This window comes from Dactylosporangium sp. CS-047395 (genome assembly GCF_050942185.1).
In the GTDB taxonomy this organism is placed as follows: Bacteria; Actinomycetota; Actinomycetes; order Mycobacteriales; family Micromonosporaceae; genus Dactylosporangium.
The window spans coordinates 10,884,290-10,907,566 of sequence record NZ_CP192015.1 but is presented as its reverse complement, the minus strand read 5'-3'; the positions used below and the strand labels follow the sequence as shown (position 1 = coordinate 10,907,566).

General features: G+C 70.5%; 19 protein-coding genes, 2 tRNA genes and 1 pseudogene. 8 read left to right on the top strand and 14 right to left on the bottom strand.

The window, feature by feature from the left end; genetic code table 11:
* Nucleotides 1–248: 248 nt before the first annotated feature.
* The 5 genes from amcA to ACQP00_RS50920 form a co-directional block, all read right to left on the bottom strand.
* Nucleotides 249–446 carry a multiple cyclophane-containing RiPP AmcA gene (gene amcA, locus ACQP00_RS50940; protein ID WP_433211661.1) on the bottom strand — a complete coding sequence of 66 codons (198 nt, stop codon included), beginning with the start codon at nt 444–446 and terminating at the stop codon, nt 249–251.
* The gene (gene amcB / locus ACQP00_RS50935) at nt 430–1,521 is read right to left on the bottom strand and encodes a cyclophane-forming radical SAM peptide maturase AmcB (RefSeq protein ID WP_433211658.1); all 1,092 of its coding nucleotides are present in this window, start codon (nt 1,519–1,521) and stop codon (nt 430–432) included. The genes amcA and amcB overlap by 17 nt, the downstream gene beginning before the upstream one ends.
* Before the next feature lie 194 nt (nt 1,522–1,715).
* On the bottom strand, nt 1,716–2,870 hold the full coding sequence (purM, locus tag ACQP00_RS50930) for a phosphoribosylformylglycinamidine cyclo-ligase (protein WP_433211655.1): 1,155 nt from the start codon (nt 2,868–2,870) through the stop codon (nt 1,716–1,718).
* Between the two features lie 60 nt (nt 2,871–2,930).
* Nucleotides 2,931–4,496, bottom strand: coding sequence for an amidophosphoribosyltransferase (purF, locus tag ACQP00_RS50925; RefSeq protein WP_433211652.1), 1,566 nt, complete (start codon nt 4,494–4,496; stop codon nt 2,931–2,933).
* Nucleotides 4,497–4,715: 219 nt separating this feature from the next.
* Nucleotides 4,716–5,069, bottom strand: coding sequence for a sterol carrier family protein (locus tag ACQP00_RS50920; RefSeq protein WP_433211649.1), 354 nt, complete (start codon nt 5,067–5,069; stop codon nt 4,716–4,718).
* Nucleotides 5,070–5,386: 317 nt separating this feature from the next.
* Between ACQP00_RS50920 and ACQP00_RS50915 the strand changes: the two genes are divergently transcribed.
* Nucleotides 5,387–7,552 (top strand): carboxypeptidase-like regulatory domain-containing protein, encoded by a 2,166-nt coding sequence (locus ACQP00_RS50915; protein WP_433211646.1) that lies wholly within the window; start codon nt 5,387–5,389, stop codon nt 7,550–7,552.
* 65 nt (nt 7,553–7,617) lie between these two features.
* On the opposite strand, the gene ACQP00_RS50910 is transcribed toward ACQP00_RS50915, so the two are convergent.
* The 5 genes from ACQP00_RS50910 to ACQP00_RS50890 form a co-directional block, all read right to left on the bottom strand.
* On the bottom strand, nt 7,618–7,782 hold the full coding sequence (locus ACQP00_RS50910) for a hypothetical protein (RefSeq protein ID WP_433211643.1): 165 nt from the start codon (nt 7,780–7,782) through the stop codon (nt 7,618–7,620).
* An 18-nt stretch (nt 7,783–7,800) separates the two neighbouring features.
* Nucleotides 7,801–7,974, bottom strand: a complete 174-nt coding sequence (locus ACQP00_RS50905; RefSeq protein ID WP_433211640.1) for a hypothetical protein — start codon at nt 7,972–7,974, stop codon at nt 7,801–7,803.
* A 343-nt stretch (nt 7,975–8,317) separates the two neighbouring features.
* Nucleotides 8,318–9,238 carry an anti-sigma factor RsbA family regulatory protein gene (locus ACQP00_RS50900; RefSeq protein WP_433211637.1) on the bottom strand — a complete coding sequence of 307 codons (921 nt, stop codon included), beginning with the start codon at nt 9,236–9,238 and terminating at the stop codon, nt 8,318–8,320.
* A complete protein-coding gene (locus ACQP00_RS50895) occupies nt 9,235–10,089 on the bottom strand; it encodes an MEDS domain-containing protein (RefSeq protein ID WP_433211634.1) in 855 nt (284 codons plus the stop codon). The genes ACQP00_RS50900 and ACQP00_RS50895 overlap by 4 nt, the downstream gene beginning before the upstream one ends.
* 72 nt (nt 10,090–10,161) lie before the next feature.
* The gene (locus ACQP00_RS50890; protein ID WP_433211631.1) at nt 10,162–10,833 is read right to left on the bottom strand and encodes a hypothetical protein; all 672 of its coding nucleotides are present in this window, start codon (nt 10,831–10,833) and stop codon (nt 10,162–10,164) included.
* Between the two features lie 464 nt (nt 10,834–11,297).
* On the opposite strand from ACQP00_RS50890, the pseudogene ACQP00_RS50885 reads away from it, so the two are divergent.
* Both ACQP00_RS50885 and ACQP00_RS50880 read left to right on the top strand, forming a co-directional pair.
* Nucleotides 11,298–12,251: pseudogene (locus ACQP00_RS50885) on the top strand (helix-turn-helix domain-containing protein); the annotation flags it as partial.
* Between the two features lie 214 nt (nt 12,252–12,465).
* Nucleotides 12,466–13,137, top strand: a complete 672-nt coding sequence (locus ACQP00_RS50880) for an HAD family hydrolase (RefSeq protein ID WP_433211628.1) — start codon at nt 12,466–12,468, stop codon at nt 13,135–13,137.
* Here ACQP00_RS50880 and ACQP00_RS50875 read toward each other — a convergent pair.
* Both ACQP00_RS50875 and ACQP00_RS50870 read right to left on the bottom strand, forming a co-directional pair.
* A complete protein-coding gene (locus ACQP00_RS50875) occupies nt 13,134–13,835 on the bottom strand; it encodes a peptide deformylase (protein ID WP_433211625.1) in 702 nt (233 codons plus the stop codon). The genes ACQP00_RS50880 and ACQP00_RS50875 overlap by 4 nt on opposite strands.
* A 264-nt stretch (nt 13,836–14,099) precedes the next feature.
* The gene (locus tag ACQP00_RS50870) at nt 14,100–14,567 is read right to left on the bottom strand and encodes a pyridoxamine 5'-phosphate oxidase family protein (RefSeq protein ID WP_433211622.1); all 468 of its coding nucleotides are present in this window, start codon (nt 14,565–14,567) and stop codon (nt 14,100–14,102) included.
* 246 nt (nt 14,568–14,813) lie between these two features.
* Between ACQP00_RS50870 and ACQP00_RS50865 the strand changes: the two genes are divergently transcribed.
* The 3 genes from ACQP00_RS50865 to ACQP00_RS50855 all read left to right on the top strand — a co-directional run bounded on the left by ACQP00_RS50865 (nt 14,814) and on the right by ACQP00_RS50855 (nt 19,721).
* Nucleotides 14,814–15,926: a globin domain-containing protein gene (locus ACQP00_RS50865; protein WP_433211619.1), complete on the top strand. Its 1,113-nt coding sequence runs from the start codon at nt 14,814–14,816 to the stop codon at nt 15,924–15,926.
* A 65-nt stretch (nt 15,927–15,991) separates the two neighbouring features.
* A complete protein-coding gene (locus ACQP00_RS50860) occupies nt 15,992–16,756 on the top strand; it encodes a CPBP family intramembrane glutamic endopeptidase (protein ID WP_433211616.1) in 765 nt (254 codons plus the stop codon).
* Nucleotides 16,757–16,784: 28 nt separating this feature from the next.
* Nucleotides 16,785–19,721 (top strand): S8 family serine peptidase, encoded by a 2,937-nt coding sequence (locus tag ACQP00_RS50855; RefSeq protein WP_433211613.1) that lies wholly within the window; start codon nt 16,785–16,787, stop codon nt 19,719–19,721.
* Here ACQP00_RS50855 and ACQP00_RS50850 read toward each other — a convergent pair.
* Together ACQP00_RS50850 and ACQP00_RS50845 are read right to left on the bottom strand one after the other, a co-directional pair.
* On the bottom strand, nt 19,711–20,841 hold the full coding sequence (locus ACQP00_RS50850) for a mannosyltransferase family protein (RefSeq protein WP_433211611.1): 1,131 nt from the start codon (nt 20,839–20,841) through the stop codon (nt 19,711–19,713). The genes ACQP00_RS50855 and ACQP00_RS50850 overlap by 11 nt on opposite strands.
* Nucleotides 20,842–21,251: 410 nt before the next feature.
* Nucleotides 21,252–22,559, bottom strand: coding sequence for an EcsC family protein (locus tag ACQP00_RS50845; protein WP_433211608.1), 1,308 nt, complete (start codon nt 22,557–22,559; stop codon nt 21,252–21,254).
* A gap of 369 nt (nt 22,560–22,928) precedes the next feature.
* On the opposite strand from ACQP00_RS50845, the gene ACQP00_RS50840 reads away from it, so the two are divergent.
* Together ACQP00_RS50840 and ACQP00_RS50835 are read left to right on the top strand one after the other, a co-directional pair.
* Nucleotides 22,929–23,019, top strand: a tRNA-Ser gene (locus ACQP00_RS50840).
* A gap of 41 nt (nt 23,020–23,060) precedes the next feature.
* Nucleotides 23,061–23,133, top strand: a tRNA-Arg gene (locus ACQP00_RS50835).
* Nucleotides 23,134–23,277: the final 144 nt, after the last annotated feature.

Here is a 23,277-nt window from a genome sequence, read left to right as displayed (position 1 = left end):
TTGACGTGCGCTGACACTGTCCCTGGCTGCTCGGGTACGGCCGCGCGACATCGATGCCTTTGGCGTGCCCTTCGAGCGCTGCCGGGCGTGGTCCTTACATCCTCTGACGTCGCTTGCTGTGTCCAGATTCTGGGACGGCGGCGGGATTTTTTCGTCGTACCGCGATGCGCGGGCGACGGGGAAGAGGGCAGGGCGAGGCGCGGCGTGAGTTGGCGCCGGGGAAGGAGCGTCGTAAGGAGCCCGAGAGGCTACCTGGGGCGGTTGTTCCAGTTGTAGAAGGTCGGGATGTTCTCGAAGTGGTTCCAGGCGCACACCGCGCTCGAGCCGTCCTCGCCCGAGGCTTCGGCTCTTGCCGTTCTTGCGGTGGCGGCCTCCTCGAGCAGGGTCCGTAGGCCGTCGGCGGCCCGGTGGACGCGCTCGGTGAGCGGGTCAGCGTGATCCGGCATGGTCCAGCACTCCCTCCAGAAGGCGAATCTTGCTGTTGCGGCAGTGGTTGGTCTCGGTGCCGTCGAAGCGGCCGTGTTCGAAGTAGCGGTTGGCCGCGTGGGCGCCGCCGCAGAAGCCGAAGTACGGGCAGCTCCGGCGGCAGGATTCGACGCCCCGCAGGTACTCGGCGATCCAGGGGGCCGACGTCGCCGCGCCGCTGAGGATGGTCGACAGCGGGGTGGCGAGGACGTTGCCCGAGGAGAAGTCGCCGTAGCGCGGGTCGGTGAAGCCGGCGAGCTCCGGTGAGAGCAGGAAGACCCGGCCGTCGGCGGCGATGGTGGGGATCGGGTCCAGGGCGCTGGGCAGGATGCCGTCGGCGCGGTCGGCCAGGACGGCGCCGGCGTACCGGAGGGTCCATTCGATTTCGCGGACGTGGATCCTCGGATCGCGGCGCCAGGAGGCGACGAGCTCCGACCAGAAGGAGCGCACGGCGTCGTCGGCGAAGGCGTTCGGGCGGGCGTTGACGCCCTCCTGCTCCTCGATGTTGATGCCGAGGACGTCGCAGCCCAGGTCCAGGAAGTACTCGTACAACTCCGCCGCCAGGCCCGGGCGCGGGTCGCTGACGACGCAGAGTGCGGAGAACGGCACGCCGTGGCGGCGGAGCGCTTCGATGCCGCGCAGGATCGTGCGGTACGACGGAAGGCCCGCCTTGTTGACGCGCTGGCCGTTCAGCCGTTCCGGGCCGTCGACGCTGATGCTGACCCGGACGGCGTGGGACGTGAAGAACTCGCACCAGGCGTCGTCGATCAGGGTGGCGTTGGTCTGGACGTGGTGCTCCACGCCGGTGAAGGGCGACATGAGCTCGGCCAGGGCGGGGCGACCGGCGGCCAAGGGCTCACCGGCGTGCCAGACGACCGAGAAGCGGTCATCGGCGGCGGCCCACGGGTTCACCGAGTCGGCCACCGCCGCCGCCACGGCCGGGGACATGCGGTCCTGGCGGGAGCGGAAGGGCAGGTAGCAGTAGGTGCAGTCGAGATTGCACAAGGTCGTCGGCTGCATGACCACGTAGCCGGGGACCGGCGAGATGCCTTGCATGCCGCTCCACGACACCGCCCCGTCCTCCTCACAGGCCCAGACCCTAGGGACGTGTCGCACCAGCCTAGGTGCAACGCGGCGCGGCGGTAAGTCCCGCGCGAGAGTTCGCACATTCCGACACAACCCGCACCACTGAAACGCGCAAAGGGGCGGCCCCGGTTGCACCGGTGAACCGCCCCCGCGAAAGGAAGAACTCAGCCCCGGGTGTGCGAGCCGACCATCTGCACGGTGCCGGTGCCCTCGATGACCTCGCCGACCTGCCAGGCGTCGAGGCCGCGGCCGGCCAGGAAGGCCAGGGTGCGGTCGGCGTCCTCGGCGGAGACCACGGCCATCATGCCGATGCCCATGTTGAAGGTGCTCTCCATCTCCATGTCCTCGATCCGGCCCTTCGTGCGGACCAGCTCGAAGATCGGCTGCGGGCGCCAGGTCGAGCGGTCCACGACGGCGTCGAGGTGCTCGGGGAGGACCCGGACCAGGTTGCCCGGGATGCCGCCGCCGGTGACGTGGGCGTACGCGTGGATCTCGCTCTCCTTGATCAGGTCGAGGCAGTCCTTGGCGTAGATCCGGGTCGGGGTGAGCAGCTCCTCGCCGAGGGTCCGCTGCTTGCCGAACTCGTCGATGACGCTGTCCAGGCGCATCCGGCCGGCGCCGAGCAGCACGTGGCGCACGAGCGAGTAGCCGTTGGAGTGCAGGCCCGTGGAGCGCAGCGCGATTACCGCGTCGCCGACCTCGACCCGGTCGCGGCCGAGGATCGCGTCCTCCTCCACCACGCCGACGCCGGTGCCGGAGATGTCGTACTCGTCGGGGCGCATCACGCCCGGGTGCTCGGCGGTCTCGCCGCCGAGCAGGGCGCAGCCGGCGTACCGGCAGCCGTCCGCGATCCCGGCCCCGATCTCGGCCACGCGGTCCGGCACGACCTCGCCGCAGGCGATGTAGTCGAGCAGGAACAGCGGCTCGGCCCCGCACGCCACGAGGTCGTCGACGACCATGGCGACGAGGTCGATGCCGACCGTGTCGTGGATGCCCAGGGCCTGCGCGATGGCCAGCTTGGTGCCGACGCCGTCGGTCGACGAGGCGAGGATCGGGCTCTTGTACTTCTTGAGGTCGAGCCGGAACAGCCCGGCGAACCCGCCGATGTCGCCCATCACCTCGGGCCGGTGGGTGCGGTGCACCTTGGTGCGCAGCAGCTCGACGGCCTGTTCGCCGGCGTGGATCGACACACCCGCGTCCGCGTACGTCACGGTCTTGCGGCGGCTCCGGCCGTTGCCGGCGCTCCACAGCTGCCGCTCGGGGGTGCTGCCCTGACCGGACTGACCGGTCTTGTCGGCGCGCTCGTCCACGTGCGTCACTTTCTCCCCTTTGATTGCCTCTGCGGCGGTGGCACCGCGATATGTCTGTCGGCGGCGGAATTACGGGCGCAGCAGCGCGCCAGATCCGCCAACGCTGCTGGCGACGCTGGCGGCGCCGCCCTCGTTCGTGGTCGGCGCGGCCCCCGCGGCGCGCGCGACGCCTTCAAGCACGTGCTTGCCGATCACATGGTCGGCCGGAAGCTCGATCGGGTATTGCCCGTCGAAGCAGGCACTGCAGAGCCGGGTCGCGGGCTGCTCGGTCGCGGCGATGAGCCCCGGTAGGGACACGTAGCCGAGGGAGTCCGCGCCGATGGAGCGGCGGATGCCCTCGAGTTCGAGGCCGTTGGCCAGCAGCTCGGCCCGGGTGGCGAAGTCGATGCCGTAGAAGCAGGGCCACTTCACGGGCGGCGAGGAGATCCGCACGTGCACCTCGATGGCCCCGGCCTCGCGCAGCATGCGCACGATCGCGCGCTGGGTGTTGCCCCGCACGATCGAGTCGTCCACGACGACCAGGCGCTTGCCCCGCACGTTGTCGCGCAGCGGGTTGAGCTTGAGCCGGATGCCCAGCTGGCGGATGGTCTGCGACGGCTGGATGAAGGTCCGCCCGACGTAGGCGTTCTTCACCAGGCCGTGGCCGAACGGGATGCCGGACTCGGTGGCGTAGCCGATCGCGGCCGGCGTGCCGGACTCGGGGACCGGGATGACCAGGTCGGCCTCGACCGGGTGCTCCTTGGCCAGCGTGCGCCCGATGGCGACGCGGGCGGCGTGCACGTTGCGCCCCGAGATCGTGGTGTCGGGGCGGGCCAGGTAGACGTACTCGAACAGGCACCCCTTCGGATCCGGCGTGCCGAAGCGGCTGGAGCGCAGCCCGTGCTCGTCGATCGCGATGAGCTCGCCCGGCTCGATCTCGCGGACCCAGCTGGCGCCGACGATGTCCAGCGCCGCGGTCTCGCTGGCCACGACCCAGCCGCGCTCGAGGCGCCCGAGCACCAGCGGGCGGACGCCGTTGACGTCGCGTGCCGCGTACAACGTGTCCTCGTCCATGAAGACGAAGCTGAACGCACCGCGCAGGGTCGGCATGACCTCCAGCGCCGCGGCCTCGACGGAGAGGTCGGGGCGGGCCGCCAGCAGCGCCGTCACCAGAGCGGTGTCGTTGGTCGAGTTGATCGCGTCCGGCTCGACGTCGGGCAGCTCCGCCACCCGGCGGGCCAGCTCCGCGGTGTTGACCAGGTTGCCGTTGTGCGCGAGCGCGATCGTGGTGCCCGCCCGGTCGTCGCCGGCGCGGGTCGAGCGCAGGGTGGGCTGCGCGTTCTCCCACGTCGAGCCGCCGGTGGTCGAGTAGCGCGCGTGGCCGATCGCGATGTGGCCGCGCAGGCTCGCCAGGGTCGGCTCGTCGAAGACCTGGGACACCAGGCCGAGGTCCTTGTAGACCACCACACCGGATCCGTCGGACACCGCGATGCCGGCCGCCTCCTGACCACGGTGCTGCAGCGCGTACAGCCCGTAGTAGGTCATCTTGGCGACCTCTTCGCCCGGCGCCCAGACGCCGAACACACCGCACTCGTCCTGGGGACCTGGACGCTGGGGGTCGAGCTCGTGGCTCAACCGGCCATCGCCTCGGGGCACGTGCCGCTCCTGTCGTCGCAGTTGCCGGGGTGGCTGAAGACCAAAGGGGAAGTGGCGCTGGGATGGACGCGGTCCGACGGGTGGCGAACCGTCCGGGGGCTAATCGACGCCACAAGCTGGGTCGCCGTCGCGGGAGCCAGTGTACGCGAGGTTTCGGGCATGACGCAGAGCGACGTATCGAAGGCCGTTGGTGAGGAGTCTGCCCCAAGATTTGCCCGGTTACAAGGGAAGATAGCCGGATAAATCCGCCCGAATCCCGCTGGCGCGAATCTTCCCTGCCGTGACGGCTTCATGCCACGATTTCCGGCCCGTGGCGATCTCGATCCACGTGACCGGGTCGGTCTCCACGACGTTGGGTGGCGTACCTCTCGTATGTCTCGGCCCCTCGATGCACTGAATCGCGCCATAAGGAGGAATCCGCACCTCCACCGAACGTCCGGGTGCGCGTGAACGCAGGTCGGCGAGCAGTTCCCGGACGGCGTCGCGGACGGCGATCCGGTCCGGATCGAGTCCGCCGTTCAGGGCATCAAGGACGCTTTGCACCGTGTCGGAATATCGGTGCGGACTGGACATAGCCGGACGATACGACCCCGTGTGGGCGGCTTGCAAGACGCTGCGGGTTTCGCCGACCCCGGCCGACAGGGCATAGTTTGCTGCGGCGCACCATGCAAGGCGAGCCTCGCTCGCATGTTGGACCATAGACAGACATGCTCGGCAGCGAAGCTCGGGTGAAAGTCAAGATCCGGAGGGGTGTGGACGTGACTGCGCACCGACGAGCCCTGCTGTTCAGGGCGGGGACGGTGGCTGTACTGGCCGCGGGCGCTCTGTTCGGCATTACGGCCCCGGCGTACGCCGCCGGACCCAATGTCGTGGTAAGCAGTGCGCCAGATGTGCAACTGACCGTAGGCGCCGGAGCGCAGACCGTCAACATTCAGATCAAGAACACCGGCGATGAGGGCGACGCTACCGTCTCCATCAATATTCCCGGTGATCTCGGCCTCACCATCACGAGTCGGCCGCAGGGCTGCACCGACGGCGCGACGAGCACGACCTGTGACGTCAAGGCGCTGGGTGCCACCCCGAAGAACCTGCCGATCGGCATCTCCCCGCCGGCCCAGAGCTCCATCCCGGCCGGGGGGAACAAGTCGGGCGGCGGCCAGGTGATCGTCACCAACGGCGGCTCCGACACCAAGAACTTCAACGTCACCCTCAAGGCCGCCGCGGCCCCGCCGACCACGCAGGCGGCGCCGACCACGGTCACCGAGGTCTCCGGCTCGATCACCGACTCGACGACCGGCAAGGCCGTCGGCGGCGCCACGGTCGTGCTCGAGGACGGCGCGGGCAAGCGGCGGCAGCTGCAGACCCCGACGAACGGCACGTTCAAGTTCACCGGCTCCGACGCCAACCCGATCGCGCCGGGCACCCTGACGATCACCGCGGGTGCGTCCGGCTTCGACAACGAGACCCGGCAGATCACCGGAACGGCGGGCAAGGCCAACACCCAGCTCAAGATCGGCCTGCCGGTGCTGGCGGACACGCAGTCGGCGGCCCCGCTGCCGACCGCGAACGACCCGGCGATCATCGACAACCAGTCGGCCAACGGCGTCGTACCGCAGAACACCGCGACCAACAACGCCTCCAACGAGAGCAGCGGCGGGGTCTCCTGGATCCTGATCGCGCTGGGCGTGCTGCTGGTCGGCTTCGGCATCGTGGCGATCGTGCTGCTGCTGCGCCGCCGCGGCGATGACGACGACGATGACGACAACGACGAGCCGGCCCCGCGCCGCGGCGCCCCGGGCGGCGTGCGCCCCGGCGGCTACGGCGGTCAGGGTGCCGACCCGACGATGGTCGGCGCGATGGGCCCGGCCCCGACGATGATCGGCCGTGGCGGCGGCAACAACGACGCGACCGCGATCGTGCGGGCCGGCCGCGGCGTCTTCGACGACGTCCCGCCGGACCCGTACGGCGCGCCCCCGCCCGGCCCCGGCGGCTACCCGTCGGCCGGTGGCTACGACGACCGCGCGGGCTTCGCCAGCGGCGGGTACAACGGCGGCGGCGCGAACGGCTACGGCGCCCAGGGCCGCCCGGCCCCCGGCCCCGCGGTCGACCCGTACGCCCCGGACTACAACGGCGGCGGCGCGGGCGGCGGCTACCCGGACGCGACCCAGCGCTACGACGCCGGCAACAACAACGGTTACAACAACAGCCCGGCGACCGGCGGCAACAACTACGGCGGCGGCCAGGGCAACGGCTACGGCGCCAACGGCTACGACGGCCCGGGCGCCGGCAACGGCTACGACGGGCCGGGCGGTGGCTACGGCGGCCAGCGCGGCGGCGGCTACGAGGGCCCGCCCGCGACGGTCGGCGGCTTCGGCGGCGAGCGTGGCGGCTACGACGGCCCGTCGGCCGGTGGCAACAACTATGGCGGCGCCGGCTACGACGACCGCGGTGCCCAGGGCGGCCCCGGCGGCGGCTACGACGACCGCGGCGGCTACGGCCCCGGCAGTGGCCCCGCCAGCGGTGGCGGGTACGGCGGCCAGGGCGGCGACCGCGGTGGCTACGGCCCGAGCGCGGGTGGCCAGGGCTACGACGACCGCGGTGGCTACGGCCCCGGCGCGGGCGGCCAGGGCGGCGGCGGGTACGACGACCGCGGCGGTTACGGCGCGGGCGCGGGCGCGGGTGGCGGCTACGGCGACGGCCCCTCGGCCGGCGGCGGCTACAACCCGGCCGGCGGCGACCGCGGCGGCTACGGCCCCAACGGTGGCGGCGCTGACCGCGGCGGCTACGGCCCGAACGGTGGCGGCGGCGACTACGACGGCCCGTACACGGGTCGCGGCGGGTACGAGCCGGCCTCGGGCTACGAGCGCGACGGCTACGAGCGCGTTCCCGAGCCCCCGCGGGCCGGCAACGGCTACGGCCCCGGCGGCGGCCCGGCGGGCAACTACGACGACCGCGGCGGCTACGGCCCGAACGGTGGCGGCGACTACGACGACGCCCGCTCCCAGGGTCGCGGCAGCGGCGGCAACCGGCGCCCGCTCGACTGGCTGGACGACTGAGCACTGAAAAGCGAAACAAGAAAGAGGGGCGGCCGGAGAGCCGCCCCTCTTTTTTGTGCGGAAAACTAGGTGTCCTCGGCCGATGCGAGGTCCCCGTCGGCGCCCAGCTCGGCGTCCGAACGTTCGCGCAGGTCGAGATCGTTGCGGGTGTTGCGCAGGTCCACGGCGTGCCGGGGGACGTACTCGTCCTCGTCGGGCCGGCGCAGAACTTTCGTGTGGCGTCGCGTCATGAACTCGTGTCCCCGTGGTTATCCGATGGTGGGTGTGGCGGCGCGGCAGGCGGCGTCGAGCTGGGGGCTCGCCGGGGCCGCGTACCGCGGGTGCGTCACCCGGAGCCAGCGCACCTTGCGCAGCATGCGGGTGGTCGGACCCGCGGCCCGGTGCCTGGCGACGTGGCCGCTGCTGCTCGTTTGAATGCTCACGACACAGAGTGTGCGCGGATCGCGACAGGATCGTTAGAGCACGAACAGTCTGCACACGGCGACCGTCCGGATTCCCCCGGAAGTAGCTGAGTACCGGTTTCCGGCGCGCTGAGTAAGTGCCGTCCGCGGAAATCGCTCATCCCAACGGGGTCCGCCGTCCGCCCGTCCGAAGCGAGCAGGACCGCTGATGGCGTCCGGAACGGGGCCGGTGCCAAGGTGAATGCATTGCCGAAATGCCCGACCGAAGGGGGTTGTTGCAGTCAGGGATTGCATTCTCGTGTGCTGGGGGTGGCCACGAGAAAATGGACGGGCGGCGACGTCCGCGCGGGATGCCGCCGCCCGTCTACCCGCGCCGCATGTGCAGGCGCACCGTGGTGCCGGGTCCGCCGGTACGCATTTCGAGAAGGTCGCAGATCTGTCGCGCGATCCAGAGCCCGTGGCCCTGGCCGGCCTGCGGATCGGCGCGCAGGAAGCCGAGGAAGCTGTCCCGGGCGCTGCCCTCGTCCATGATTTCGCAGATCACCCGGCGGTCGGTGGCCCACAGGCGCACCTGGCCGCGGCCGGCCCCGTGCCGGACCGCATTCGTCGCGACCTCGTTCACCGCCAGCGTGAAGTCGTCGAGGCGATCGGCCGGAACACCGAGGCGCTCGGCGTGATCGGCGACGAATTGCCGTACCGGAGCAATGGCTGTGAAATCGGGGAGCCATTCGACGCCCTTGGCCGGGCGGTCCTGGAGCGCGACGTTGTGCTCGGCGTAATAGGAAACGGGATCGGCATAGGTGGCGCTAACTTCGCTGTGCTCGCCGATCGCGAGGGCCGGATGGGTGCGCCGGGCGTCGTCGACGATCGCGCTGGGCAGGTTGCGGGTGTCGTACCCACACATCACCCACGCGCGGCAGTCGGCCAGCGCGACGTTCATGACCGATTCGTAGCGGCCCCATTCCGACGTTTCGAGCGCGTCCCGCCCGGCCCAGACCGGCTCGCCGAGCACGCGCAGCATGCCGGTGGTGCCCGGGAGCGCGTCGATGCGGCGGTGGTGGGCGTCGAGGGTGCGGCCGGGGGAGTCGAACCAGCCGGTGGCGGGCAGGAACGTGACCCGGTCCTCGGCCGCGCCGAGCCGCTCGCGCAGCAGTGTCTCGTTCTCGTCGGAGGTGACGGCGATGACCGTGTCGCCGCGGTGCAGGCCCTCGGTCACGAACGGAACCGCCGCCGCGAGGAACGCGGCGGGCGAGTCGAACACGAGGGCCTGATGGATGAGGCTCACGGCGACTCGTCCGCATCGGCCAGCGTCCAGCGTGCGATGTGCAGGACCTTGCGCATCGAGGTGGGCATGTGGCGCACCTGCACCCGGCGCTCGGGCGCGATCGACTCGGCGAAGCGCACCAGCGAGCGGATGCCGGCCACGTCGATGAAGGTGAGCTCGGCGAGGTCGAGCACGAGCAGCGGCTCCCCGGTCGGCCAGGCCGCCGCCTGCTGCAGGGCGTCGGCGAGCGGGGCGGCCGTGGCGTCGTCGACGACCCCCGCGATGCGCAGCCCGCGCGGCGCATACGTTGGCACGATCCGCAGCTGCCGGTCGTCGTGCAGCGGGTCGATGCAGACCACACCGTGGTGCACCGACACCAGACCGGTGAGGTCCGCGCGTTCGAAGAGCCTTTCGTCGTACTGGCAGACAGCCGCCAGATCGCCCGAGTCCACGACCGTCGAGGAAACCCCCGACTCGTACTCGTGCAGCTTCGTAGCCCCCGGCACGCCGCGCAGCGCCCAGCTCATCTCGCCGGTGAGTCGCAGTCCCTGGAACCCGGCCGCGCGCGCGTCACGCACCGCGTTCCGGATGCCGCCGATCACCTCGGCCGGGTCGAAGCCGTCGTGCCCGTCGGCCGCGCGCACCTCGAGCTGCCCGCGGGCGATGGCGAGCGCGCCGTCGACGCCGCGCGGGTCGAGCCACGCGTCGAGAGCGTCGGGGTTGGTGCGGTCGGAGAAGTACAGCACGCGCTCACCCCGCCGCAGCCCGTCCGCGATGAAGGCGGAGACGACCTCGCGCTGCTCGGCCTCGCTGGCGAAGGGCAGACAGAGGTGGTCCCCAGGGCGGACGCGCCCTGCGTGCGTGGCAGACATCGGTTCGCTGATGGGATTCAACCTACGCGGTCTACCCATCCCGAGCGGTCCGCGAAACCCGCCGTGCCGCGGCTATCGGATGCAGCAGGTGGTGCAGACCTTCGGCGTCGGCAGCGTGAAGGCGAGGCAGCACGTTTTGCGCTGAATGTTCAGCCCGCCGCCGTCCCGCGGACTCAGGTCAACCAGGTCGTCGGCGTCCAGCACCCGCAGCAGCCGGTGCGCGGTGTCGAGCAGCGGACCCGGCAGCGAATCGGCCGCGCGGGAGAGGCCGTAGGCAACACCGGAGCCGACCGAACCCCACAACGTCCGGCGGCCGAGGCGCGCCCGCTTGCGGAACTCCTCCAGCAGCGGGTCCAGGTGGGCGTCGACCAGCGAGCGGCGCAGCACCCCGAGCAGCTCGTCCTCGTTCTCGACGATCAGCAGCCCGGGCGCGTCGGTGGCCACGATCGGGTCGTCGGCCAGCACCGCCGTCACCGGGGCGCGCAGGGCGAGGGTCAGGAAGGGCCTGGGTTCGCTGTACCGCACGAGCACGTGATCCGGCGTCATCAGCGGGACCCGGCGCGAGGCGGCGAACCCGAGCACCGCCGGCAGCGCGCACCAGTACGAGTAGCACTTCCACGCGAGTGCGGCGGCCGCGTGCGGCTGGGCGCTCCAGCGGCGGGCCGCGGTGTCGAGGAGATCGGCCACGTCGAGCTCGGCCGCGGGGCGCCACTCCGGGCCGCCGGCGCCGACGAGATCCGGCACCAACCCCTGGAGTGAATCTTTACCGTGCCGATTCTGCAGCGCGGCAAGCGTGGCGACGACCGGACGAAGGGGCTCGACCCCTTCGCGGCTGATGAGCGCGGTCACGTTGGGTCGCCGTTTTCCGCCGGGGGCACGGTGAGCCGGAACCGCGGCGCGGCGGTCGGCGCATGCGTGCTGTTGGTGCTCACCACCGTTGCGTACCCCCAGAAGTGCAAGCCAAGCGCCTACCATACAGCTATTAGGTAAGCCTAACCAGCATAGCTCTCGCGCACTTCGGCGGGTGGGGTGTCGTGACGTTGGGTAGTCGCTAGTCGAGCGGGTCGTGACCGAAACGCGTTGATCAAGACCAATCCGGCGGTGGTGTCAACCATTTTGTCAGGAATCTGTCCCCCCAGTCTGGTCAACAGCCGGACTCGTGGACACTAACCGGACAGGGGCCGTCTCCCTGTAGGGCTGGACCGGACATGACCACGAACGAGCCATCTCCCGTGCAGCGGGCGGCGGAGGCGTTCGTCGCAGAATTCGCGCGGTGGCGCGTCGAGCGCGGCATGTCCAAGAAGCAGCTGGCCGCGGCCATGGGCTTCGACGCCTCCTACGTCAGCCACGTGGAGGCCGGCCGGCACCGCCCCACTGAGGACTTCGCGCGGCGCGCCGAGGCGATCCTGCAGAGCGGCGGCTCGGTCTGGCAGCGGTACAAGGAGTACGACGAACTGCGGGCGACCGCGCGCAGCCGCGTGGGCGTGCCGGGCCGCGACCCGCCGGTCCCGGACCAGTGGCTGCCGCCGGGCACCGGGCTCGTGGTCGAGCGGGAGACGGCGCGGCTGTCCTATGTCGAGGGGAAGTACCGCTGCACGGTCCGCCGCGCGCTGTACAACGCCGGAACGGAACCGATCACGCGGTACCTGGTCCGGATCTCGGTCGACCGCTACCCCGACGACCCGGCGCGCTCCAACCGCCATCACCACGACCACCCGCTGTCGCTCGACGAGCTGTCGCTGGTGGCCTCGTGCGCCGGTGAGCCGATGGAGTGGCGGGCCAAGACCGACCGCGACACCCTCAAGGAGCTCTGGCTGCTCTTCGAGAATGCGCAAGGGCGGTTCCCGTTGTACCCCGGGCAGCGCACCACCATCGCGTACTCCTGGCACATCGGCATCGACAAGTGGGGCAACTGGTTCGAGCGGGCCATCCGCCTGCCCACCCGCCACCTCACCGTCGAGGTCGAGTTCCCGGCGCGCATGCGCCCGGTGGTGTGGGGCGTCCAGACGTCGCTGTCGGCGGAGGAGGTCCCGCTGCGCACGCCGATCACGCAGGAGCTGTCGGACGACGGGCGCGCGGTGTTCTCCTGGCACACCGAGGCGGCCACGCTGCACGACTACTACCGGCTCGAGTGGCGCTTCCGGGGCAGCCGCCCCGAGGGCGCGGTCGAGGACGCCGACGACTGGCCGGACCCGCCCTTCGTCCCGCCGTCGGCCCACCAGCTCTCGGCCTGACGTCTCGGCCTGACTCTTTCGGGGGTCGCACCTCGCGTGTGACACCGTGCGCGACGGGTTCGGCTACAATGCGTACACCTTGAGCGTGAAAAAGTTGTACGCCGCGTGAGACCGCCCGCGAGCCGTCGCTACGATGGCCCGCGTGGCGGAAGCGGTCTTATTCGACCTCGACGGCACGCTCATCGACAGCGAGCCCATCTGGGCCGCCGCGAACACCGCCCTGGTGCGTTCCCGCCGCGCCGAGGTCACCGATGAGCTGCTGCGGAGCCTGAGCGGGATCGACGCGACGGTGGCGATGCGGCGCATCCACCGGTACTACGGCTGGACCGGGCTCGACGTGCACGCCGACGTCGCCTTCGTCCAGCGCCGGGTCCGGGAGTCGTACGCCCGCGGCGTGCACTGGCTGCCCGGTGCCCGCGCGCTGCTCGGCTCGGTGCGCGCCGCCGGCCTGCGGGTGGCGCTGGTGACGTCGACCTATCGCGAGCTCGTGCGGTTCGTGCTGGCCGAGGCCGGGCCGGGCACCTTCGACGCCGTGGTCTGCGGCGACGACGGGCACCGGCCCAAGCCCGACCCGGCGCCGTACCTCGCCGCGATGGACCTCCTCGGCCTGGCCGGCGCGGACTGCGTCGCCGTCGAGGACTCGGCCGTCGGGGTGGCGAGCGCGCACGTGGCCGGCTGCTCGGTGCTCAACGTCGCCCCGATCATGCGCTCCGACCTCGCCCACACCTGGGTCCCGTCCCTGCTGCACGTCGGCGTGGACAGCCTGCACGGCGCCGTCGCCCTCTGGGACAACCGCGAGCCGGTCGCTGGTTAGGCCATCGAAAGGCTGGGTGCGCCCGGCTCCACGTGGTCGATGCACAGCACGCCGCTGAGGTGGTCGACCTCGTGCAGCACGTCCCGGGCCAGCCGCCCCCGGTCGAAGGTGATGATCGCCTCCGCGCCCATGGGCGTCAGGTAGCTGATCACCGCGGTCCGCGGCCGCCGCAGCGAGCAGCGGAAGTCGAAGAAGCTCAGGCAGCCCTCCGTCGTCTCCTCCCACTCGGCACGGGAAGACGGGCCGATCTCGATCACCCGTGGGTTGATCAGCACCACCTGCTCCTCGCCGTGCGCGCGGAAGATGGCGATCGAGCGCGGTTCGGCGATCTGGGGAGCGGCCAGGCCCATCGCACCGGTACTGAAGTCATGCACCTTCATCACCGCATCCGCCGTGGTCGTCAGGCGGTCCAGGATGCGCAGTGCCTCGTCGCGCTCGCGGGGCAGGTCGAACGGGCGGGTGCCGCGGGTCAGCATCGGGTCGCCCAGCTGCACGATGCCCAGCGCGGCCATCACCTCGCTCGGACGGGCCCCGGCCTGGGGCGGGCGGCGCGCCCCCGGCGAGGGCCAGGCCGTTCCGGGCGACGTTCCGGGCACTGGCCGGCCGTCCGAGGAGGGGGACCACAGAGCGCCCTCGGCGGGCCGGCGGGGCGCGGGGGCCGGGGCGGTCTTGCGGTCGTCTGCCACGTCGCTGGTCATCGCTGCTCCTTCAAGGGGCGGGTCGCTGCAATCGCCTCGTGAATGGGCGCGAGCCAGTGCGCAAAAAGCCGCGGCCTGGCGGGGCCGCGGCGCGAAGAATCGTACGGGTGCAAGAGAAATGCGTCGGCCCGGCTCAGCGCCATCCACCCAGTGTGAGTGGCGATGAGCCGGGTGTGAACCCCATATGGTCTCGTTGAACGTGAATGAATGTGTTCGATTCTTATGAGCTTAGGTATCGTTTTGTTCGACGGTGCTCAAAGGTGCTCAGTCGAGTTCGCCGGCCGCTGAGAGGTAGGCCTCGGACACGTAAACGGTGATCCAGCGGGCCGGGCGACGGTCCGCGACCAGGTCGAGAGAGGGGTCGAGGTTCAGCTGCCGGTACGCCCGGCGCATGGCATCGTCGTCCAGGACCTTCGCCAGTCCGCTCAGGTGCAGCCCGATCGCGCCGCGGGCGAAGTCGACGAACAACAGGCTGATGCGCGGATCCCGTGCAATGTCGGCGACGGCCGTGGAAAGGCTCGCGTCGTCGAACTCGGGCCACGCGAGACGATTCACGCTCAGTACGCGAACGAAGCCCGCGCCGCCGGTGACGAACGTGCAGTCATGTCCGTCGTCGGGTTCGCCGGTGGCGACGAACATCATCTCCTGGCGGCGGACGAAACTCTGCATCCGTTCGTCGAGCGCGGTCTGAACGGTGCGGTCGGGGCGATGGTCGATTGACGCGGCAGGCACTGGACACCTCCGGGTTGATGTGCGCCTGGAGACAACCTGACACCGGTCCGGGATACCAGCCGGACAGCCGGTGCGACGCGACCGTTCGGTGGATGCGACTGGCATGTCCAGCGCCCCGCACCGGCGCGTCGCGGGGAATATCGGTCCCGCACACCCGTCGTCGCACAGTCAGTGCGATGCGTGGTCTCCGCAGGTAGTGACGCTGATGGACACCACGGCACCGACGTTTGACGGCGAAGGGCACCGATGAGCAATCTGTCGCGATTATTGAAGGAGAGCTGGACGCTCGTCGAGGAGCAGCAGGACAAGCTCGCCAGCTACTTCTACGCGCGCATGTTCCTCAACAACCCGAATCTGCGGGACCTGTTCCCCGTGCACATGGACGTTCAGCGCTCCCGGCTGATGGGCGCCATCGTCTCGGCCATCCAGACCGTCGACGACCCCGAGCACTTCCACGAGTACCTGGCGTCGCTCGGCCGGGACCACCGGAAGTTTCACGTGCAACCGGAGCATTACGACGTTGTGCGCGATGCGCTCATGGAGGCGCTGCGGACCTACGCGGGCGATCAGTGGACGATCGAGTACGACCAGGCCTGGACCGACGCGTACGCCAAGATCGCCGAGATCATGATCGAGGGGGCGGACGCCGACTCCAGCAACCCGCCGTACTGGCACGCCGAGGTGCTGTACCACGAGCGGCGCAGTCGTGACATCGCGGTCATGACCTGCAAGCCGATGCAGCCGATGGAGTACCGGGCCGGGCAGTACGTGAGCGTCGAGACCAAGTTCCAGCCGCGGCTGTGGCGGCAGTACTCGGTCGCCAACGCGCCGCGCAAGGACGGCTCGCTCGACTTCCACGTGCGCGCCGTCGGGGCCGGCTGGGTCTCCTCGGCCCTGGTCCGGCGGGTGCAGCCCGGCGAGATGATCCGGCTGGCCGCGCCGATGGGCCAGATGACGCTCGACCGCCGCTCGACCCGTGACATCGTGTGCGTGGCCGGCGGCACCGGGCTCGCGCCGATCAAGGCCCTGATCGAGGAGATGACCCGCGCCAACCGCACGCGCTGGGTGCACGTGTTCTTCGGGGCCAAGGACCGCGACGACCTCTACGACCTGGCCTGCCTGAACCGGCTCGCGGCCCGCTATCCGTGGCTGTCGGTGGTCGCCGCGACGAGCGACGACCCGGACTTCCCGGGCGAGCACGGCAACATCTCCGACATCGTGGCCCGCTACGGCCCCTGGAACGACCACGACTTCTTCGTGTCGGGCTCGCCCACCATGGTGCGGGCGACCCTGCGCACGCTCGCCGAGATGCAGGTCCCGGCGATCCGGATCAAGTACGACGCCTTCGGTGATATGTGAGCGCGGGCAGGGCGGTCCAGGTGCGGTGACCGCCCCGCCCGCGGCTCGGAAAGTACAGTTGCGCCGTGATCGACACTGGCGCGGTGATCGACCGGCGGGGCATCCGGAGTGAAGTGCTGCTCGTGCTCGGTGTCTCACTGGGCAGCTCGGCGATTTACGCGATCCTCAACATCATCAACCGGCTGACGTACGTCAAGCCGCTCTCCGAGCAGACCGCGACGCTCAATCCCACCGTGGTCGCCGACCGGCCCTGGTTGGACCTGCTGTACCAGCTGGCCGGCATCGGGCTGGGTGTGGTGCCGGCGCTGCTCGCGGTACACCTGCTGCGGAAGTCGCACGAGGACCTCGCGGTGGGGTTGGATCTGCGCCGGCCGGGCCGGGATCTGCTGCTCGGGGTCGGAATGGCCGCGCTCATCGGCCTGCCGGGGCTCGGGCTGGTGTGGGCCGCCCGGCAGCTCGGCATCAGCGCGCAGATCGTGCCCGAGGCGCTCGGCACGCACTGGTGGTCGGTGCCGGTGCTGATCCTCTCGGCCATCGAGAACGGGGTGCTCGAGGAGGTCGTGATGATCGCGTACCTCCTGACCCGGCTGCGCGACCTGGGCTGGGGCTGGTGGTCGACGGTCGTGACGAGCGCCGTGATCCGCGGCTCGTACCACCTCTACCAGGGCTTCGGCGGCTTCATCGGCAACTTCGTGATGGGGCTGGTGTTCGGCTGGTTCTTCCGGCGCACCCAGCGCGTGATGCCGCTGATCATCGCGCACTCGATCCTCGACATCGTGTCCTTCGTCGGGTACGCGCTGCTCAAAGATCATTTAGCATTCCTGAGATAGGGCAAATTAGGACAATTACCCTGGGCTCGTGGGCCGGATCATTCTTGCAGTCACCCTCGTTCTCAGCGGCGCGTTCCTCGTGCCGACTCCCGCGTCCGCCAAGGCGGAGACGGCGATCTACATCGTGCAGCTGGCCGGCGACCCGGCGCTGCGCACGGAGAGCGCCCGCGCCGGCGTGCGCGCGAACCGGCAGGCGGTGCTGCGCGGAGCCGGGATCGGCCGGACGATCTACGACTACGAGACCGCCTTCAACGGGTTCGCCGCCGCCCTGACGCCCGCGCAGCGCGAGAAGGTCCAGCGCACGCCCGGGGTACAGCGGATCTGGAAGAACGAGACGCGCAAGGTCCAGACGATCACCACCCCGGCCTTTCTCGGCCTGGCCGGGCCGGACGGCGTGTGGGCGAGCCAGTTCGGCGACCCCGCCCACGCCGGCGAGGGCATGATCATCGCCGACATCGACACCGGCTTCTGGCCCGAGAACCCCAGCCTCGCCGCGCTGCCCGAGCCCCGCCCCGACCAGGCCGTGATCGACGGCAAGTGGAAGGGCACGTGCGCGGAGGGCAACGGCACCCCGCAGCAGAAGATCACCTGCAACAACAAGGTGATCGGGGCGCGGTTCTACAACAGCGTCGGCTTCGGGGACTGGACCGGCGAGTTCCAGTCGCCGCGGGATTACGACGGCCACGGTACCCACACCGCCACCACCGCCGCCGGCGACTTCAACGTGCCGGCGACGATCAACGGCAAGCCCGTCGGGAACGTCTCGGGCATGGCCCCGGCCGCCCGGATCGCGGTCTACAAGGCCCTGTGGCGCCAGGAGGACGGGGAGGGCTCGGGCGCGACCGTCGACCTGCTGGCCGCCGTGGACGACGCGGTCGCCGACGGGGCCGACGTGCTCAACTACTCCGTCTCCGGCTCCAGCAGCCTGGTCGTCGACCCGATCAGCCTCGCCTTCTACAACGCCGCGGCGGCCGGCGTGTTCGTCGCCGCGTCCGCCGGCAACGACGGGCCCGACGCGTCCACCGTCAGCCACAACGCCCCGTGGATCACCACGGTGGCCGCGAGCTCGCACGACCGCGGCTCCGTCAAGTCGGTGACGCTGGGCAGCGGCAAGACGTACCAGGGCATCGGCCAGGGCGACCCGGTGCCGCCCGCGCCGCTGGTCGACTCGGTGGCCGTGGGGCTGGCCGGCGCCGAACCCGACCGCGTCGAGCTGTGCTATCCGGGCGCGCTGGACCCGGCCAAGGTCAAGGGCAAGATCGTGCTGTGCAAGCGGGGCGTGAACCCGCGCACCGACAAGAGCATCGCGGTGCGTGATGCCGGCGGGGTCGGGATGGTGCTCTACAACCCGACCGAGAACTCGCTCAACGCGGATTACCACGTCATTCCGACGGTGCATGTGGACGAGCGGGCGGGGGCGGAGATCAAGGAGTACACGAGAAGGCTTGATGCTCGTGCCTCGCTGTCGGCGACCACGACCACCGTGGCCCGCGCCCCGGCGATGGCCGCCTTCTCCTCGCCCGGCCCGGCCGACGCCGGCGACGGGGACCTGATCAAGCCCGACCTCACCGCGCCCGGCGTCGACATCGTGGCGGGCGTCTCGCCGGCCGGGCACCACGGCAACCTGTGGGACGGCGAGAGCGGCACGTCGATGTCCAGCCCGCACATCGCCGGGATCGCCGCGCTGCTGCGGGCCCGGCACCCGCAGTGGTCGCCCGCCGCGCTGAAGTCGGCGCTGATGACCACGGCCGGCACCGTCGACAACACCGGCGCGGCCATCCAGCGCGGCAGCCGCCCGGCCAACCCGTTCGACGACGGCTCCGGCCAGGTCCGCCCGGCCCGCGCCTTCGACCCCGGGCTCGTGTACGACGCGGGGGCGCAGGACTGGGCGCGGTATGCCTGCGGGATCGGCCAACTCCAGCTCGCGAGCGACTGGTGCCCGACGGTCGGCACGGCGGACCCGAGCGACCTGAACTATCCGTCGATCGGCATCGGCTCGCTGCCCGGTGAGCAGACCGTGACGCGGACCGTCACCAACGTCACCGACCTGCCCAGCGTGTACGTCGCCGCGGTCACCCCGCCGACCGGCACCTCGGTCACCGTGACCCCGTCGACGATCACCGTGCCCGCGGGGGGCTCGGCGAAGTTCACGGTCACGGTCACGCGGACCGACGCGGCGTACCGGGAGTATTCCTTCGGCGCCCTGACCTGGACAGATCTGCGCGGCCACGCGGTGCGCAGCCCGATCGCCGTGCGCCCGGTCGCGCTCACCGGGCCGGGGGAGATCATCGGCACCGGGACGTCCGGTCATGCGGGCATCGACCTTGTTGCAGGCTTCGGGGGTACTGTCACCGCTCACCCGTACGGCCTGGCCGCTTCGAGCGAGCACGCGCAGAAGCTGATCGGCAGTACCGCGGCGTTCGTGCCCTCGGCTCCGGGCGTCTCCCCGGCGATCTTCAGCTTCGAGTTCACGCTGCCGGCCGCGACCAAGCTGGCCCGCCTCGCCACCTACGACGCGGACGTGGCGCCCGGCACCGACCTGGATCTCTACGTCTACCAGAACGGCGAGCTGGTCGGCCGCAGCGACGGGACCTCGTCCGACGAGGAGGTCCCGCTCACCGGGGGTTCCGGGACCTTCCAGGTGTACGTCGTGCAGTTCGCGCTGCCGCCCACGCTGAACGAGCAGGTGGCGAAGGCGCACCTGTTCGTGGTCGGCGCCCCGCTCACCGGGAACCTGACCGTCACGCCCAAGACCCGGCCGGTCGCGCCCAACGACAAGCTGCACTTCGACGTGGCGTGGCAGGGGTTGGCGGCGGACAAGCGCTACCTCGGGATGATCGAGTTTGGCGACGGTACGGCGGCGCGGGCCTGGACCACCGTGGTGATCGGCCCGCAGCCGCCGACGATTCCGCTCGCCCCGCCCCCGTCGCCGTCGCCGTCCTTGCCGCTGCCGCCTAGGCCGTGAACTGCAATTGCAGCAGCATGGGTGCCAGGAAGAGCCCTTGTGCGACGAGCGCCAGGAACAGGTACATGCGCTCGAACGTTCGGCTGGCGCCCAGCATGCCCAGGACGATGAAGGCCGGGAACCACTCCAGCGCGATGCGCGGGGCCGACATCAGGTAGTTCGGGAACGCCGTCTCGGTGCAGATGAACAGGAAGATCGGCAGCGCCGCGTAGATCAGCAGGTAGAACTGGTCGCTGCGGAAGCTCAGCTTGCTGCGCCGGCGCACGGCGAGCAGCAGCAGCCCGATCGCGCCCAGCACCGAGATCAGGTTGAACACCTGCAGCAGGCGCCAGTCCTGCAGGAACGGCTTGTCGTTGAGCAGCTTGATGGTCTTCCAGATCGGCTGGCCGGGCCACCCGTACTGCCGGTGCCACCCGTCCTGCGCATGGCTGAACGCGAGCCAGTCGCCGGTCGTCGAGTGCAGGAAGATCGCGAACGCGACGACGCCGCTGGGGATGAGCAGGAAGCCGAGCGCGTCCCACCGGACCTTGCGCAGGCTCCAACCGCGCTGGCGCAGGTACTCGTAGGCCAGCGGGGCGACCAGGAGCAGCCCGAACAGCCGCGTCGACCCGGCGAGCGCGGCGAAGACACTGGCCCACCAGAAGTTGCCCTTGCGGGCGGCGTAGAGGGCGGCGATGACGAGCGTGATGTACAGCGACTCGTTGTACGCCGCGAGCAGGAAGAACCCGGCGGGGAACGCGGCCAGGTAGAACGTCGTCCGGCTGGCGACCTTGTCGCCGAACTCCTCGTCCACGAGCCGGTGCAGCATGACCAGCGCCACGAGCCCGAAGAAGACGCTGATCGCCAGCGCCGCCGGGAGCCCGCCGCCGGGGAGGATCGGGTTCACCAGCTTGATCAGGCCCGGATAGAGCGGGTAGAACGCCGGCGCGAACTTGCTCCAGAGGTACCCGTCCTCGGCGATCCGGACGTAGAAGATGGTGTCGAACTTGTACCAGGTGCCCATCAGGTCGTGCACCGGCGGGATGCGGTCGGGCATGAACCGCCACGCATAGAACGTCACAAACACGTACGCGACCCCGGCGGCGGCCCAGACGCCCGCGGCGACCTTGAGCGACCGCACCCACGGCTGGAGCCACGCTCTCTTGCCCGCCGGTTCGGTCTCCGGTTCGCTTTGGCCTTCGTCGATCTCTTCGTTTGTGGCGGGGGTCACTTCGGTCTCGGGACCGCCCTTGGGCGCACCCGGTTCTCGCTCACCGTGCAAGTCATCGAGGTCGATATCGTTCACGTCGGCAGCGTCAGTTTCAATAGCGCCAGAGGGGAGCGACACAGGGCGAGACTATACATAAGCGCAGTTCACGTTGCCGAGTCGAGCCTTGGCGGCGATTGGCTTCCACAGTGACCAAGACGTTGCCGGTTCGTTTCCGGTTGCTGTCCACAAAGGTATTCCAGCCCACAACGGCGGCTCTCCTCACTCCCCGTACACCCAGTTCTACCCCGACCGCGCCAGCCGGGGTTCATGGTTGTCCGCCGTCAGGCTCGGAATCCGCGGTAGTACCGCACCGCGCGGGCCGCCAGCCGTTCGGTGCTGCGGGCGGCCGTGACGGAGCCCACGACGAGCCCGGCCCCGGGCACGAACCTCCTCGCGATCCGCGTGGCGGCGGCCCGGAGAAGTCCGGCCCCAACCATCCGGGCAAGCGGCGCACTCATCCGGTCGGCCCCGACCCGCCGACTGGCCCGCCGAGCCCCGGTCCGCTCGGCCGCCATGACCGCCGCTTCAGCCGTCTCGACCGACCCGTGCACCCGCTGCAGCACGAGCAGCTCGGCGGCGCGGCGGCGGTCTTCGGGATCGTGCCCGTACGCGGCGGCCAGGTGCAGCACCAGCTTGGCCTGCAACCACGCCACCCCGGCGGCCTCGACCACCAGCCCGGTGGGCCCGACCAGCCCGGCCGCGAACCCTTGCCGCCGCGCCCGCCGAACAAACTCGCGCGTGATGGCCCGCGAGAGCGCATCCCCGTCGGCGTCGGGGTAGGTCACCTTGTACCAGTCCACCCGCCGCTTCGCGCCGGCTCCGAGCCGCTCAACGGCCGCGAGTGCCAACGCCTCTGGCAGGTACGCGGGGTTGATGCCGCCGGACGATTCGTCCTTGTTCGCCACAACGGAAACAGCCGGGGCGGCCGCAACCGGCTCGGGCCCGGACGTGGCGTCATCGACCTTTTGCGGCGTGGCCGCCACAACGGGCCGCAACTCGGGCGCGCTGTAGGCGCGCTGCGGCTCAGGCGCGTCGGCGGCCGGGGCGATGTCCTGCGGCTCGGGCGCGGGGGCGGCGGGAGGAGCAGTTCGTGGCGCAGGGACCACGGGCTGTGCCGACCCCACGATCGGTTCGGGCTCGGCGTTCGTCACTACGGCGGGAGTGGCCTTTGTCACTACGGCTTTTTTCGCGGCAGCCTTCTTGGCGGCGACCTTCTTGACCGGTTCGGCGGGTTGTGCGGCTTTCGTCGCCTTGGCCGCTTTCTTCGCAACCGGCACTTCCGCCGATGCGGCCTTCGCCGCAGTGGCCTTCTTGGCGGCGGCCTTCTTGGCCGGCGCGGCTTTCTTAGCGGGCACGGCCTTCTCAGCGGGCGTGGCCTTCTTGGTCGCCTTGGTTGCGGGTGCGCTCACGGTCTCGTCAGTCGCGGGTGCAGCCGCCTTCTTCGCCGGTGACGCTTTCTTAGCCGGGGCGGTCTTCTTCACCGGCGCGGCCTTCTTCGCGGCGCTCGGCACCACGGGCGTCGGCTCAGCGGCGGCGGCCCGGATGGGGTTCGTGGTGGAGTCCGGGGTGACCTGGCGGGGCGGCGTCACCCGGAAGGGGGTCGTGGCGACCGTAGGCGCCGCCGGGGCGAACGGCGTAGTCGGAGCCGGCGTACGCGGTCGAGGTGGCGCCTTCGGTCCGTCCTCCTCCGAGGCATCGCGCGGCGGCGGCTCAAAGCGCAGAGACGTGTCACCAAGGGCAGCCTTCCGCGGGCCCGTCTCCGGTTCATGATGCTGAGCTTCGTCCCGACGCCGCGGCGGAGTTGCGTCCTCTCCCATCTGCACGAGCGTAATGGCCAAGCGCGCTGAGCACCCGTTCTGCGATGATGGAAGCGGAGGACGCGGAAGGTGTACCCGCTTTGCCGGGTGCTGAGGGCTGCCTGTATCCTCGGACGGCGGTCTCCGGTGACGGGGACGGCTGGAGGCTTCGCCTAGTTCGGTCTATGGCGCCGCACTGCTAATGCGGTTTGGGTCTTAAAGCCCATCCCGGGTTCGAATCCCGGAGCCTCCGCGCAAGACGAAAACCTGGTGTGTACACTAGGCGAGCACCGAGCGCCCGTAGCTCAACGGATAGAGCATCTGACTACGGATCAGAAGGTTAGGGGTTCGAGTCCCTTCGGGCGCGCAACATCAAGAGGCCGTTGACCTGCGGAAACGCAGTTCAACGGCCTCTCTGATTTCGTCCACTGTGGACCTGAAGTGTTCCAATAATGATCGGCTGTTCCGGAAGGGTCCGGACCGGTGCGTGCTGGACGGAGCGAGTCTGTTC

What these genes read in the sequence shown, in the direction of transcription:
- amcA (WP_433211661.1), bottom strand. Translation starts at nt 446, where the DNA reads ATGCCGGATCACGCTGACCCGCTCACCGAGCGCGTCCACCGGGCCGCC.
- amcB (WP_433211658.1), bottom strand. Translation starts at nt 1,521, where the DNA reads ATGCAAGGCATCTCGCCGGTCCCCGGCTACGTGGTCATGCAGCCGACG.
- ACQP00_RS50920 (WP_433211649.1), bottom strand. Translation starts at nt 5,069, where the DNA reads ATGTCCAGTCCGCACCGATATTCCGACACGGTGCAAAGCGTCCTTGAT.
- ACQP00_RS50910 (WP_433211643.1), bottom strand. Translation starts at nt 7,782, where the DNA reads ATGACGCGACGCCACACGAAAGTTCTGCGCCGGCCCGACGAGGACGAG.
- ACQP00_RS50895 (WP_433211634.1), bottom strand. Translation starts at nt 10,089, where the DNA reads ATGTCTGCCACGCACGCAGGGCGCGTCCGCCCTGGGGACCACCTCTGT.
- ACQP00_RS50875 (WP_433211625.1), bottom strand. Translation starts at nt 13,835, where the DNA reads ATGACCAGCGACGTGGCAGACGACCGCAAGACCGCCCCGGCCCCCGCG.
- ACQP00_RS50865 (WP_433211619.1), top strand. Translation starts at nt 14,814, where the DNA reads ATGAGCAATCTGTCGCGATTATTGAAGGAGAGCTGGACGCTCGTCGAG.